Annotated in this window: 11 protein-coding genes; 9 read left to right on the forward strand and 2 right to left on the reverse strand. The window is 70.6% G+C overall.

Translation table 11 applies throughout. From position 1 onward, the window contains the following. Positions 1-408 precede the first annotated feature (408 nt). Entirely contained in the window at positions 409-3156 is a 2748-nt protein-coding gene (aceE, locus tag ACZ434_RS03250; RefSeq protein WP_468451221.1) for a pyruvate dehydrogenase (acetyl-transferring), homodimeric type, read from the reverse strand. Between the two features lie 403 nt (positions 3157-3559). On the opposite strand from aceE, the gene ACZ434_RS03255 reads away from it, so the two are divergent. From ACZ434_RS03255 to ACZ434_RS03280, 6 genes are all read left to right on the forward strand, one after another. After that, complete coding sequence (locus tag ACZ434_RS03255) at positions 3560-3997, forward strand: DUF3052 domain-containing protein (protein ID WP_167530103.1); 438 nt, start codon at positions 3560-3562, stop codon at positions 3995-3997. Positions 3998-4106: 109 nt separating this feature from the next. Continuing rightward, positions 4107-4565, forward strand: coding sequence for a peroxiredoxin (locus tag ACZ434_RS03260; protein WP_468451797.1), 459 nt, complete (start codon positions 4107-4109; stop codon positions 4563-4565). 113 nt (positions 4566-4678) lie between these two features. Beyond that, on the forward strand, positions 4679-5254 hold the full coding sequence (locus ACZ434_RS03265; RefSeq protein WP_468451223.1) for a TerD family protein: 576 nt from the start codon (positions 4679-4681) through the stop codon (positions 5252-5254). A gap of 136 nt (positions 5255-5390) precedes the next feature. After that, positions 5391-5966: a TerD family protein gene (locus ACZ434_RS03270; protein ID WP_468451225.1), complete on the forward strand. Its 576-nt coding sequence runs from the start codon at positions 5391-5393 to the stop codon at positions 5964-5966. Positions 5967-6014: 48 nt separating this feature from the next. Next, positions 6015-7154, forward strand: coding sequence for a DUF475 domain-containing protein (locus tag ACZ434_RS03275; RefSeq protein WP_468451227.1), 1140 nt, complete (start codon positions 6015-6017; stop codon positions 7152-7154). A gap of 139 nt (positions 7155-7293) precedes the next feature. Then, positions 7294-8031 (forward strand): TerD family protein, encoded by a 738-nt coding sequence (locus tag ACZ434_RS03280; protein WP_468451229.1) that lies wholly within the window; start codon positions 7294-7296, stop codon positions 8029-8031. Positions 8032-8064: 33 nt separating this feature from the next. On the opposite strand, the gene ACZ434_RS03285 is transcribed toward ACZ434_RS03280, so the two are convergent. Next, positions 8065-9012: a TerD family protein gene (locus ACZ434_RS03285; RefSeq protein WP_468451231.1), complete on the reverse strand. Its 948-nt coding sequence runs from the start codon at positions 9010-9012 to the stop codon at positions 8065-8067. 173 nt (positions 9013-9185) lie between these two features. On the opposite strand from ACZ434_RS03285, the gene ACZ434_RS03290 reads away from it, so the two are divergent. Genes ACZ434_RS03290 through ACZ434_RS03300 form a run of 3 tightly spaced genes read left to right on the forward strand, consistent with a single transcriptional unit; the run spans position 9186 to position 13899 of the window. Then, on the forward strand, positions 9186-10352 hold the full coding sequence (locus tag ACZ434_RS03290; RefSeq protein WP_468451233.1) for an HpcH/HpaI aldolase/citrate lyase family protein: 1167 nt from the start codon (positions 9186-9188) through the stop codon (positions 10350-10352). A gap of 5 nt (positions 10353-10357) precedes the next feature. Next, a complete protein-coding gene (locus ACZ434_RS03295) occupies positions 10358-13087 on the forward strand; it encodes a phosphoribosyltransferase (protein WP_468451235.1) in 2730 nt (909 codons plus the stop codon). Further along, positions 13087-13899, forward strand: coding sequence for an HAD family hydrolase (locus tag ACZ434_RS03300; RefSeq protein ID WP_468451237.1), 813 nt, complete (start codon positions 13087-13089; stop codon positions 13897-13899). The genes ACZ434_RS03295 and ACZ434_RS03300 overlap by 1 nt, the downstream gene beginning before the upstream one ends. Positions 13900-14171 lie beyond the last annotated feature (272 nt).

Genomic DNA, 14171 nt, shown 5'->3' on the forward strand with positions numbered 1-14171 from the left:
CGGTCGCCGCCCCGTGCTGCGCCCGGCACTTTCGTGCTGCGGGCACCCCTTCGCGCGGCCAGCGTCTTCGCGCCGCGGGCACCGCCTCGCGCTCCCGGGCGTCCCTCACGGCCGGGGAGCGCGGGGGAGGGCCCCCGGCAGCGCGCCGGGGGCCCTCCGTTGTCCCTCCGTCCACCAGAGGTGCCTGCGGGCTCCGCTCGTGCTCCCAGGCGTGATCACGGCCGTGGAGCGTGGAGAGGGCGGACCCCCGACTGCGGGCCGGAGGTCCTCGTCGTCCGTCCGTCGGAGGCGCCTGGCGGGTACCGCCTCGGGCTCTCGCGTGTCCAGCGCGGCCGGGGAGCGCGGGGGAGGGCCTCCGGCTGCGCGCCGGGGGGCCTCCCCGCGTTGTTCGGCTGTCCGCCGGAGGCGTTACGCGTCGCCGCCCGCCGCCCCCGGGTCCGCCGCGGCGACGTCCAGCAGCTGGTACCGGTCGATCGCCTGCTTCAGTACCGAGCGGTCGAGGTGACCCTCGCGGGCCAGCTCCGTCAGGACCGCCACCACGATCGACTGCGCGTCGATGTGGAAGAACCGCCGGGCCGCCCCGCGCGTGTCCGCGAAGCCGAAACCGTCCGCGCCCAGCGACTGGTACGTCCCCGGCACCCAGCGCGCGATCTGGTCCGGCACCGACCGCATCCAGTCGGACACCGCCACCACCGGCCCCCGCGCCGCCGCGAGCTTGCGCGTCACGTACGGGGTCCGCTGCTCCTCCTCCGGGTGCAGCAGGTTGTGCCGCTCGCAGTCCACGGCCTCGCGCCGCAGCTCGTTCCAGGAGGTCGCCGACCAGACGTCCGCCTTGACGTCCCACTCCTCGGCGAGGATCTTCTGCGCCTCGATCGCCCACGGCAGCGCGACCCCGGACGCCAGGATCTGCGCCGGAAGCGAGCCCGCCGGGCCCTCGCTGAAGCGGTAGAGGCCCTTGACGATGCCTTCCGCGTCGACGTTCTCCGGCTCGGCGGGGTGCTGGATCGGCTCGTTGTAGACGGTCAGGTAGTAGAAGACGTCCTCGCCGTGCGGATGCCGCTCGTCCGAGCCGTACATCCGGCGCAGCCCGTCCCGCACGATGTGCGCGATCTCGTAGCCGAACGCCGGGTCGTACGCGACGCACGCGGGGTTGGTGGAGGCCAGCAGCTGCGAGTGGCCGTCCGCGTGCTGGAGACCCTCACCGGTCAGCGTCGTACGGCCCGCGGTCGCGCCCAGGACGAAACCGCGCGACAACTGGTCGGCCATCTGCCAGAACTGGTCGCCGGTGCGCTGGAAACCGAACATCGAGTAGAAGACGTACACCGGGATGAGCGGCTCGCCGTGCGTCGCGTACGCCGACCCCGCGGCGATCAGCGAGGCCGTACAGCCCGCCTCGGAGATGCCGTCGTGCAGCATCTGCCCGTTCGGCGCCTCCTTGTAGGCGAGCAGCAGCTCCCGGTCCACGGACTCGTACTGCTGCCCGAGCGGGTTGTAGATCTTCGCACTCGGGAAGAACGAGTCCATGCCGAAGGTGCGGTACTCGTCCGGCGCGATCAGGACGAACCGCTTGCCGATCTCCTTGTCCCGCATGAGGTCCTTCAGGAGCCGGACGAAGGCCATGGTCGTCGCGATGGACTGCTGACCGGAGCCCTTCTTCACGGTCGCGTACGTCTTGTCCCCGGGCAGTTCGAGCGGCTTCGACCGCACCACGCGCGTCGGCACGTAGCCGCCGAGCGATCTGCGGCGGTCGTGCATGTACTGCATCTCCTCCGTGTCCGGCCCCGGGTGGTAGTAGGGCGGCAGACCGGACTCCAGGTCCTTGTCGGCGATCGGCAGGTGCAGCCGGTCCCGGAAGTGCTTGAGGTCGTCGACCGTCAGCTTCTTCATCTGGTGCGTGGCGTTGCGCCCCTCGAAGTTCGGGCCCAGCGTCCAGCCCTTGACCGTCTTCGCGAGGATCACCGTCGGCTGGCCCTTGTGCTCCAGGGCCGCCTTGTACGCGGCGTAGATCTTGCGGTGGTCGTGCCCGCCGCGCCCCAGGTGCAGGATCTGGTCGTCGGTCATGCCCTCGACCATCGCGCGCAGCCGGTGGTCGTCGCCGAAGAAGTGGTCGCGGATGTAGGCGCCCGACTCGGTGGCGTACGTCTGGTACTGGCCGTCCGGCGTGGTGTTCATCCGGTTGACCAGCACACCGTCGCGGTCCTGGGCGAGCAGCGGGTCCCAGGTGCGGTCCCACACCAGCTTGATCACGTTCCAGCCGGCGCCGCGGAAGACCGACTCCAGCTCCTGGATGATCTTGCCGTTGCCGCGCACCGGGCCGTCGAGCCGCTGGAGGTTGCAGTTGACGACGAAGGTGAGGTTGTCGAGCCCCTCACGCGCGGCGATGGTCAGCTGGCCCAGCGACTCCGGCTCGTCCATCTCGCCGTCGCCGAGGAACGCCCACACGTGCGACTTGGAGGTGTCCGCGATCCCGCGCGCGTGCATGTAGCGGTTCATCCGCGCCTGGTAGATCGCGCCGATCGGGCCGAGCCCCATCGACACCGTCGGGAACTCCCAGAAGTCCGGCATCGAGCGCGGGTGCGGATACGACGACAGCGCGTAGGGAGCCGCGGACTTCTCCTGCCGGAACCCGTCCAGGTGCCGCTCGCTCAGCCGGTCCAGCAGATACGCGCGGGCGTAGATCCCGGGGGAGGCGTGCCCCTGGAAGAAGACCTGGTCGCCGCCGTCGCCCTCGTCCTTGCCGCGGAAGAAATGGTTGAAGCCCACGTCGTAGAGCGACGCGGAAGACGCGAACGTGGCGATGTGACCGCCCACCCCGATGCCGGGCCGCTGCGCGCGCGAGACCATCACGGCCGCGTTCCACCGGGTCGCGTTGAGGATCTTGCGCTCGATCTCCTCGTTGCCCGGGAAGAACGGCTCGGCACGGGTCGGGATCGTGTTGACGTAGTCCGTACTGCGCATCTCGGGGACGGCCACGCGCTTGGCGCGGGCACGCTCGATCAGCCGCAGCATCAGATAGCGGGCCCGCTCCCGGCCGCGCTCGTCGACGGCGGCGTCGAGGGAGTCGAGCCACTCCTGGGTTTCCTCGGGATCGAAGTCAGGAACCTGACTCGGAAGGCCGCCAATGATGATCGGGTTGCGATCGGATGCGGAAGCCACGCTGTTCCTTACCTGTCAGAGGGCCGTGAAAGGGCCGCCGTTTCGCTGCTGCGGCCCGGTGTGCGCCGCTCCCCATGGTCCACCTCGGGGCCGCCGGCGTCATCTCTACCGGGAGGTAATCCGCGGGCGCGGCCAGTACGGTGTGCATGGGGCTCGTCCCATCGAGTCTTCGTACACATAGACGGTTCCCAAAGGGCCAAACGGGGCACATGGGTGTGGTGCGTGTCACAACGGGCCATGATGGTGTGCCTGGAGTTGCGGTGACCCGGCCCGGATCGTCACCGTTTTGGCGGTCTGTACGGCCGGGTACTTGCGCGATCCGTCCCGCCCGTGTGGACTACGGCCAATGCTTCGCGCACGCGCGTGGCTGAGATATTCCCAAGACATGATCAGGAGGCAACCCGTGAGCGCGACCGCGGACCACGCGGAGGAGCGGACGAACCCTGCCGCCAGGCTGGGGTTCCAGCCCGGGCAGGTGGTCCAGGAGATCGGCTACGACGACGACGTCGACCAGGAGCTCCGCGAGGCCATCGAGGGCGTCATCGAGAGCGACCTTGTCGACGAGGACTACGACGACGTGGCCGACGCCGTTGTGTTGTGGTTCCGCGACGACGACGGCGACCTGACGGATGCGCTGGTGGATGCCACCACGTACATCGAAGAGGGCGGCGCGATCCTGCTCCTCACGCCGAAGACCGGCCGTTCGGGCTACGTCGAGCCGAGCGACATCTCGGAGGCCGCCACCACGGCCGGCCTGACGGCGTCGAAGAGCGTCAGTGTCGGCAAGGACTGGAGCGGCAGCCGGCTGGCCACCCCGAAGGCCGCCAAGTCGAAGCGGTGAATCGTCCCCGGACGGGCCGGCCGCGTCACGCGGCGGCCCGTCCGTCGGCCTGTCGTACTCCCTGCGTAGGGTGGTCGGAGCGAACCACCCCGAAGGGATGATCCAGACGATGGCGATCCAGGTCGGCGACAAGGCCCCCGATTTCGAACTCAAGGACAACCACGGGGCCACCGTGCGGCTGTCCGACTTCCGGGGCGAGAAGAACGTGGTGGTGCTCTTCTACCCGTTCGCCTTCACCGGTGTGTGCACCGGCGAGCTGTGCGAGGTCCGGGACAATCTGCCGCGGTTCTCCGACCGCGACACCGCGGTGCTCGCCGTCTCCAACGACTCCATCCACACCCTGCGCGTCTTCGGCGAGCAGGAGGGCCTGGAGTACCCCCTGCTCAGCGACTTCTGGCCGCACGGCGACGTCTCGCGCGCCTACGGCGTCTTCGACGAGGACAAGGGGTGCGCGGTGCGCGGCACCTTCATCATCGACAAGGAGGGCGTCGTGCGCTGGACCGTCGTCAACGGCCTGCCGGACGCCCGGGACCTGAGCGAGTACCTGAAAGCGCTCGACACCCTGTGATCGTTCCTCATCAGGGCCTGCGAGCCCCGGGAACCCCTCACTAGGATCGACTCGTTGATCCGACATCCGACGCACGACGGGGCACCCCGCCCCTGGACATCAATGGAGGACTCGTGGGAGTCAGCCTCAGCAAGGGCGGCAACGTATCGCTGAGCAAGGAGGCGCCGGGCCTGACCGCGGTCATCATCGGACTGGGGTGGGACGTCCGTACGACGACCGGCACCGACTTCGACCTGGACGCCAGCGCCCTGCTGCTGAACAACTCGGGCAAGGTCGGCACCGACGCCAACTTCGTCTTCTTCAACAACCTCAAGAGCCCGGACGGCTCGGTCGAGCACACCGGTGACAACCTCACCGGTGAGGGCGAGGGCGACGACGAGCAGATCAAGGTCAACCTGGCCGGCGTCCCGGCGGACATCGAGAAGATCGTCTTCCCGGTCTCCATCTACGACGCCGAGAACCGCCAGCAGTCCTTCGGCCAGGTGCGCAACGCGTTCATCCGCGTCGTCAACCAGGCCGGCGGCGCCGAGATCGCCCGCTACGACCTGTCGGAGGACGCCTCCACCGAGACCGCCATGGTCTTCGGTGAGCTGTACCGGCACGGCGCGGAGTGGAAGTTCCGCGCCATCGGCCAGGGCTACGCCTCGGGCCTGCGCGGCATCGCGCAGGACTTCGGGGTCAACGTCTGACACGAACCGCCCCGGGCGGGAACGCCCGGGGCGCGTCCGCCCGGCGCCGCGCGGTCGGCGTGCGGCGTTTGGCGGTGTCCCCCGCGGGGGAGCGCAGGACCATCTGAGGAACACCGACCGGAGGGGGACCAGCATCATGGGCGTCACGCTTGCCAAGGGAGGGAACGTCTCCCTGTCCAAGGCCGCACCGAACCTCACCCAGGTGATGATCGGACTCGGCTGGGACGCGCGCTCCACCACCGGAGCCGACTTCGACCTCGACGCCAGCGCGCTGATCTGCAGCGACGGCCGGATCATGGGCGACGAGTGGTTCGTCTTCTACAACCAGCTCACCAGCCCGGACGGCTCGGTGGAGCACACCGGTGACAACCTCACCGGTGAGGGCGACGGCGACGACGAGTCGCTGCTGGTCGACCTCTCCCGGGTGCCGGTCCGGTGCGACAAGATCATCTTTCCGGTCTCCATCCACATGGCCGACGAGCGCGGCCAGACCTTCGGCCAGGTCAGCAACGCCTTCATCCGCGTGGTGAACCAGGCCGACGGCCAGGAACTGGCCCGCTACGACCTGAGCGAGGACGCCTCCACCGAAACCGCGATGATCTTCGGCGAGCTCTACCGCTATCAGGGGGAGTGGAAGTTCCGCGCAGTCGGACAGGGGTACGCGTCGGGGCTTCGCGGCATCGCTCTAGACTTCGGCGTCAACGTTTCGTAAAGCCGGCACGGCGCGGGGGAGACCCGTACACACATTCTGGGGTAGCCAGTGGTTCTGAAAACCTTCGGCTGGTCGTTCGCGGTCACCGCGCTCGGTCTGGTCGCGGCGTTCCTCTTCGGGGGGTGGACCGCCTTCGGCATCGTGGCGATCCTCTCCATCCTGGAGATTTCGCTGTCCTTCGACAACGCGGTGGTCAACGCCGGAATCCTGAAGAAGATGAATGCCTTCTGGCAGAAGATCTTCCTCACCATCGGCATCCTGATCGCCGTCTTCGGCATGCGGCTGGTCTTCCCCGTCGTCATTGTCGCCGTCAGCGCCCAGCTCGGCCCGATCGAGGCCGTCGACCTCGCGCTCAGCGACAAGGACCGTTACCAGGAACTCGTCACCGACGCCCACCCGGCGATCGCCGCGTTCGGTGGCATGTTCCTCCTCATGATCTTCCTGGACTTCATCTTCGAGGAGCGGGAGATCAAGTGGCTCGGCTGGCTGGAGCGCCCGCTGGCCAAGCTCGGCAAGGTCGACATGCTGTCGGTCTGCATCGCGCTGATCATCCTGATGATCTCGGCCCTGGCCTTCGCCGGCCAGGCCCACCAGCACGGCGGCACACACATCGACAAGACGGACACGGTCCTTCTCTCCGGTGTGGCCGGCCTGATCACCTACCTGATCGTGGGCGGTCTCTCCGGCTTCTTCGAGGGCAAGCTCGAAGAGGAGGAGGAACGCGAACACGAGGCGGAGGAGCGGGCCGCGCGGGAGGGCAAGCCGCGTACGGCCCTCGCCGTCGGCGGCAAGGCCGCGTTCTTCATGTTCCTCTACCTCGAGGTGCTGGACGCGTCCTTCTCCTTCGACGGTGTGATCGGCGCCTTCGCCATCACCAACGACATCGTCCTGATGGCGCTCGGCCTCGGCATCGGCGCCATGTACGTCCGTTCGCTCACGGTCTACCTGGTCCGCCAGGGCACCCTGGACGACTACGTGTACCTGGAGCACGGCGCGCACTACGCGATCGGCGCCCTGGCGATGATCCTGCTCGTCACCATCAGGTTCGAGATCAACGAGATCATCACCGGCCTCGTCGGGGTGGTCCTGATCGGCGCCTCCTTCTGGTCGTCGGTGCGCCGCAACCAGGCGATCGCGGCGGCCGCGGCGAAGGAACCCGTGAAGACCGAGGTCACCTCCGGGGTGTGACAGCCTCCCGGACGAGGAACGCTCTCGACGACGGGGCGGCCACCGAGGACCAGTCCTCGAGGCCGCCCCGTCGGCCGTCGGCACAGGAGGGTGCCCGGCGGCGGGCGGCGGGGGTTCGACAAGCGGAATGGGGGCGGGAATGGGTTTACTGGACGGACTGTGGGGCGGACGCGAGAGCGCCTTCGACTCGGGCAACGCGGCCACCAACGCCATCGAGCTGACCAAGCGGCACGGTCAGGTGTCGCTCACCAAGCAGGGCGCGGCCACCGGCCATCTGCGGATCAACCTGAGCTGGCGGATGCGCACCTCCGACTTCGGCGGCCCCCAGCGGGAGAGCCTGCTGCGCCATCCCTTCAAGGCGCTCAAACCGCCGGAGGTCATCGGCCACAGCCAGTCCATGGTCAACGTCGACCTCGACCTGGGCTGTCTCTACGAACTCCAGGACGGCACCAAGGGCGTCGTCCAGCCCCTCGGCGGCTTCCTCGGCGAGATCAACGCGCCGCCGTACGTCAAGCTCAGCGGCGACGACCGGTTCGGCTCCGCCTCCGGCGAGACGATCTACGTCAACCTCGACCACCGCGAGAACATCAAGCGCCTGCTGGTCTTCGCCTACATCTACGACCAGACCCCCGCCTTCGACCGCACCCAGGCCGTCGTCACGCTGTTCCCCAGCAACGGCCCGCGGGTCGAGATCAGCCTCGACGAACGCCATCCGCAGGCCCGCTCCTGCGCGGTGGTGATGATCGAGAACGTCAAGGACGAGATCATCGTCCGCCGCGAGGTGCGGTTCGTCTACGGCTTCCAGGCGGAGCTGGACCGGCTCTACGGATGGGGACTGCAGTGGGGCAGGGGCTTCAAAACGAAGGCCGAGCGGTGACCGGACGGTGATTCCCGTGGCGCCCGTCGCCGGCTAACGCCCGATGAACTGAGGCCCCTGCGGCGGCAGCCGGAAGTCCGGGTCCGGGGAGACGGGGACCGGCGGCGGGAAACCGTACCCGGCCGGCGCACCGGCGGCGGCCGTGGCGGGCGCGGGCGGGTAGCCGTAGGCGGGCGGGTTCGCCGGGTGCGGATAGCCGTAGGCCGGCTGGGTGGCCGGGGGCTGCTGCGGCGGATAGCCGTACGAGGGCTGCGCGGGCACGCCCGCCGGCCGCTCCGGCGGCAGCGGCCGGGAGACCTCGGGGGCCGGGGGCACGAGCGGGGCCTGCGGCTGGGTCAGCGCCTCGGACGAGGGCCGGTCGGGGGGCCCGTCCGGCAGCTGCGTCGTGGCGGGCGGCTGCTGGACGGCGTCGTCCGCGCCGGGCTCCGGCGCTTCCTCCGACTCCTCCACCGAGATGCCGAAGTCGGTCGCCAGGCCCTCCAGCCCGTTGGAATAGCCCTCACCGAGCGCCCGGAACTTCCAGCCGTCCCCGCGCCGGTACAGCTCACCGCAGATCAGCGCGGTCTCCTGGCCGGTCTCCGGCTTGACGTCGAAATACGCCAGTGCCTCCCCCTCGGCGGCCTGGGCGTCGTACAGCAGGATGCGCAGCGCGCTCACCCGGTCGAAGGGGACGCCGTCCGCCGAGGCGACGAGCAGGATGCGGCCCACGCCGGGCTCGACGCCGGCGAGGTCTGTCTGGATCGTGTCGGTCAGACCCTCGGCGACGCGCTTCTTGCCGAGCCGCCACACCTTCCCGGAGGGGTGCCGGGGCTGGTTGTAGAAGACGAAGTCCTCGTCGGAGCGCACACGGTCGTCGAGGCCCAGGAGCAGCGCCGAGGCGTCGACGTCCGGTACCCCCTGCCCGGGCGACCAGCGCAGCACGGCGCGTACGGTGGTGACCTCGAGAGGGACGTTCGACCCCTTCAGCATCGCGTGCGTCATGTGGTCATCCTGCCCTCTACGTCCTGGTCACGACAATGCGGGGGGTTGGGCTCGACACTGCCGGGTTACCTGAAGTTCATGCCCGGCGGGAACCGTCGACATGGATATCTACGTACTATTACCGGCCACCTTCCGACATTCCACTGATTCCACGGACACCACGGGGGAGTTCAATGCGTCATTTCGGGCACATCGCCCCTGCGGTGCGGAAACGTCTCTTCTACCGGGAGCCCGGCGAGTTCACCCCCGAGTCCCCGGCCCGCACGCTCTCCGCCGCCCTCGGGGCCACGCTCTACAGCCCGGCGACCAGGCCCCGGCTCGCCGACGACATCGTCAAGCAGGGCGCCGGGGGAGTGGTCTCCATGGTGCTGTGCCTGGAGGACTCCATCGACGACGCCGACGTACCCGCCGGTGAGGAGAACCTCGTACGCCACCTCGCCGACCTGGCCGGACGGCCCGGGACCGATCTGCCGCTGCTGTTCATCCGCGTCCGCGCCCCCGAGCAGATCCCCGACCTCACCCGCAGGCTCGGCGCCTCCGTCCGGCTGCTGTCCGGATTCGTCCTGCCCAAGTTCACCGCCGAACGCGGCCTGCCGTTCCTCGAGGCGCTCACCTCCGCCGAGGCGGAGAGCGGCCACCGGCTGTTCGCCATGCCCGTCCTGGAATCCCCCGAGCTGCTCTACCGCGAGTCCCGCGTGGAGACCCTGGAGGGCATCTTCCGCGCGATCGACAAGTACCGCGACCGCGTGCTGGCCCTGCGCCTCGGCGTGACCGACTTCTGCTCCTCCTACGGGCTGCGCCGTGGCCCCGACATGACGGCGTACGACATCCAGGTCGTCGCCTCCGTCATCTCCGACGTGGTCAACATGCTGGGCCGCGCCGACGGCACCGGATTCACCGTGACCGGCCCCGTCTGGGAGTACTTCCGCGTCCAGGAACGCATGTTCAAACCGCTGCTGCGGCAGAGCCCCTTCCACGAGGTCCAGGCCGTCGCACTGCGGCAGAAGCTCATCGAGCACGCCATGGACGGCCTGCTCCGCGAGATCTCCCTCGACCGGGCCAACGGCCTCCTCGGCAAGACCTGCATCCACCCCTCCCACGTGCTGCCCGTCCACGCGCTGTCCGTCGTCAGCCACGAGGAGTACAGCGACGCCCGGGACATCCTCCGGCCGGAACGCGGCGGCGGGGGTGTGCTCAGGTCGGCCTACACCAACAAGATGAACGAAGTGAAACCGCACCGCGCCTGGGCCGAGCGGACCCTGCTGCGCGCCGAGGTCTTCGGCGTGGCGAACGAGGACATCGGCTTCGTGGAACTGCTCGCGGCGGGACTGGCGGACTGACGGGGATGGAGAAGGCAGTGAACACATGGTCCGGCAGCTGGGTCACACGCCGGCTCGGGGTCGAGCTGACCGGCGACGACGCCCTGCCCGGCCTGGTGGGCCTGGCCCTGCGCCGCAACCCCAAGCGGGCCCACCTGCTCGTGTCCAACGTCCTCGGCAAGCACGTACCCCAGTCGCCGTCCGTCGTGTACGGCCACGGTGTCGCGCTCGGGCGCAGGGTGCGGGAGCTGCTGGGCGAGTCGGCGTCGGACGCGGTCGTGCTGGGTTACGCCGAGACCGCCACCGGGCTGGGGCACTCCGTCGCCGACGGCCTGGGCGTGGCCCCCTACCTGCACTCCACGCGCCGGCCGGTCGCGGGGACGGCCACGGCGGGGGGCTTCGAGGAGTCCCACTCCCACGCCACGTCCCACCTGCTGCTCCCGGAGGACCCCGCCCTGCTGGCCGGGGACGGGCCGCTGGTCCTCGTGGACGACGAGTTCTCCACGGGCAACACGGTGCTGAACACCGTCCGGGACCTGCACGCGCGGTATCCGCGGACGCGGTACGTCGTCGTCGCCCTGGTGGACATGCGGTCGCCCGCGGACGCCGGACGGCTGGAGGAGTTCGCCCGCGAGATCGGTGCGCGGGTGGACCTGGTGACGACCGCGTCGGGCACGGTGCGGTTGCCCGACGGCGTCCTGGAGAAGGGACAGGCACTGGTGGCGCGGTACGAGGCCGCCGCGGCCGGCGGGGGCGATCGGCCGGCTGCGGCGCCGTCGGGGCCGGTCGCGCAGTTCCCCGCGCCCCTGGGGGCAGATGCGGGTGCCGCTCGTTTGGAAGGTGAGGGTGTTGTGGGGGCGGCCGGCGGGGATGATCGGCCGGGTGCGCAGTTCCCCGCGCCCCTGGAGGGGGATGCGGGTACCGCTCGCTTGGAAGGTGACGCTCGGGCTCACACCCTAGGGGCGCGGGGAACTGCGCGATCAGCCACCGGCGGCCCGCAGCCGAACGACAAGCCGACGCCCGTCACCCGCGTGGACCTCCGTTGGCCGTCCCGCCTCCCCGACGGGGGACGTCACGGCTTCACCCCCTCGCACCGAGCCCGCCTCGAACACGCACTCCCCGACATGGCGGCCCGCCTCGCCGAGGCCCTCCCCGCCACAGCGCACCGCGTCCTGATCCTCGGCTTCGAAGAACTGATGTACGCCCCCCTGCGCCTCGCCGGCGAGCTGGAGCGGACCACCGGCACCGACGTGCGCTTCTCCACCACCACCCGCTCCCCCGTCCTCGCCGTCGACGACCCCGGCTACGCCATACGCACCCGCCTGGTCTTCCCCGCCCACGACGACCCCGCCGACGGCCCCGGCGACCGCTACGCCTACAACGTCGCCGGCGCCGGCTTCGACGCCGTCGTCGCCGTGGTCGACTCGGCCGCCGACACCCCCGCCCTGCACGCGCCCGACGGCCTGCTCGCCCGGCTCGCCGCGCACACCCCGCACGTCCTCCTCGCGGTCGTACCGTCGTACGTACCCGCTGCCCAGGACAGACCCCAGGACGCCCGACCGGACGCCCGACCGGACGCCCCCGAAAGGCCCGCAACCATGCTGCCCGAGCCCCTCAGAGGCCCCGCCTTCTCCTCGTACGCGCCCGAGGAGGTCGGCTGGCTGCTCCAGGACCTCTCGGACGTGACGCTGGAGGCGCCGACCGAGGAGCGCGAGGAGGCCATCCAGAGCGGCGGCGCCCACTACGCGGAGTCGCTGCCCGTGGAGTACCAGCCCAGCGAGCAGTACCAGGAGCTGTTCCACGCGGCCCTGGAGGAGTCGGCGGCCCGCCTCGCCCACGCGGTCGGCGTGGTCACCGAGACCGTCCTCGCCGAGCGGTCACCCCGACCCGTGCTGGTCTCCCTGGCCCGCGCCGGCACCCCCGTCGGCATCCTGATGCGCCGCTGGGCGCAGCACCGCCACCAGCTCGACCTGCCGCACTACGCCGTCTCCATCGTGCGCGGCCGGGGCATCGACGCCAACGCGCTGCGCTGGCTGGCCGCCCACCACGACCCCCGGGACGTCGTGTTCGTCGACGGCTGGACCGGCAAGGGCGCCATCACCCGCGAACTCGCCCAGGCGATCGAGGAGTTCGAGAAGGCCGAGGGGGTCACCGGATTCGACCCGGAGATCGCGGTCCTCGCCGACCCCGGCTCCTGCGTCCGTACCTACGGCACCCGCGAGGACTACCTGATCCCCTCCGCCTGCCTCAACTCGACCGTCTCCGGCCTGATCTCACGCACCGTGCTCCGCGCCGACCTGGTCGGCCCGGACGACTTCCACGGCGCCAAGTTCTACCGCGAACTCGCCGCCGCGGACCTGTCGGTGACCTTCCTGGACGCCGTCTCCGCCCGCTTCCCCGAGGTCACGGACGCGGCCTGCGCGCAGGCCAAGGAACTGCTCGCCGCCGACCGCACCCCCACCTGGGAGGGCTGGGCCGCGGTCGAGCGGATCAGCGAGGAGTACGGCATCCACGACGTCAACCTCGTCAAGCCCGGCGTCGGCGAGACCACCCGGGTGCTGCTGCGCCGGGTGCCCTGGAAGATACTGGCCCGGGCGGGAGCGGGCAGCGACCTCGACCACGTCCGCCTGCTCGCCGAACAGCGGGGCGTCCCCGTCGAGGAGGTCGACCGACTCCCGTACACCTGCGTGGGGTTGATCCACCCCCGCTACACCCGGGGCGCGACCGGCGCCGACGGCAGGGCGGTGACCCGCTGATGTCCGTCCTCGTCGCCAGCGACCTCGACCGCACCCTCATCTACTCCGCCGCCGCCCTCGCCCTCACCATGCCCGACGCCCGGGCGCCCCGCCTGCTGTGCGTGGAGGTCCACGAGAGCAAGCCGCTGTCGTACATGACGGAGACGGCGGCCCAACTCCTCACCGACCTCGGCGACGAGGCCGTGTTCGTCCCGACCACGACCCGCACGCGCAAGCAGTACCAGCGCATCAACCTCCCCGGCCCGCAGCCCACTTACGCGATCTGCACCAACGGCGGCCACATCCTCGTCGACGGTGAGCCGGACCGGGACTGGCACGCCCGGGTGCTCGCCCGGCTGGCCGACGAGTGCGCCCCGCTGGCCGAGGTGCAGGAGCACCTGCTGCGGACCGCCGACCCGGTGTGGGTGCGCAAGCACCGCGTCGCGGAGGACCTGTTCGCCTACCTGGTCGTCGAGCGTGAGCTGCTGCGCGAGGAGTGGGTGAAGGAACTCGCGGTGTGGGCGGAGAACCGCGGCTGGACGGTGTCCCTCCAAGGCCGCAAGATCTACGCCGTGCCGAAGCCGCTCACCAAGAGCGCCGCCGTGCGCGAGGTCGCCCGCCGCACCGGCGCCGACCTCACCCTCGCCGCCGGCGACTCCCTCCTCGACGCCGACCTGCTCCTCGCCGCCGACCGGGGCTGGCGCCCCGGCCACGGCGAACTCGCCGACGCCGACTGGACGGCCCCCGCGATCAGGTCCCTGCCCGAGCGCGGCGTCCTGGCCGGTGAACGCATCCTCCGAGAGTTCCTCCAAACGGTCCGCACCCCGAGGTGACCCGACAGCCCCGGGGCGCGGGGAGCCACCCGCGCGGCAGGGCATCCCGCCTCCGGTGACACCTCCCGCCGTGCAGCGCGGCGTCCCGCTCGTGCGGTGGCCGGTGCTGTCCGTGCGGTGGGGCGCCCCCTGCGTGCGGTGGGGCGTCCCGTCTGTGCGGTGCGTGTCCACCCTTGTCGTGACGGTCCAACCGTGCGGTGGCGGGTGCTGCCCGTGTGACGAGGAGCCCCCGTGCGGTGGCGGGTGCTGCCTGCGCGATGGCGCGTCCCGCG

This window comes from Streptomyces sp. NPDC030893 (assembly GCF_055571535.1).

Coding starts and splice junctions, on each gene's coding strand:
- ACZ434_RS03260 (WP_468451797.1), top strand. CDS start 4,107: ATGGCGATCCAGGTCGGCGACAAGGCCCCCGATTTCGAACTCAAGGAC.
- ACZ434_RS03270 (WP_468451225.1), top strand. CDS start 5,391: ATGGGCGTCACGCTTGCCAAGGGAGGGAACGTCTCCCTGTCCAAGGCC.
- ACZ434_RS03280 (WP_468451229.1), top strand. CDS start 7,294: ATGGGTTTACTGGACGGACTGTGGGGCGGACGCGAGAGCGCCTTCGAC.
- ACZ434_RS03285 (WP_468451231.1), bottom strand. CDS start 9,012: ATGACGCACGCGATGCTGAAGGGGTCGAACGTCCCTCTCGAGGTCACC.
- ACZ434_RS03290 (WP_468451233.1), top strand. CDS start 9,186: ATGCGTCATTTCGGGCACATCGCCCCTGCGGTGCGGAAACGTCTCTTC.
- ACZ434_RS03295 (WP_468451235.1), top strand. CDS start 10,358: ATGGAGAAGGCAGTGAACACATGGTCCGGCAGCTGGGTCACACGCCGG.
- ACZ434_RS03300 (WP_468451237.1), top strand. CDS start 13,087: ATGTCCGTCCTCGTCGCCAGCGACCTCGACCGCACCCTCATCTACTCC.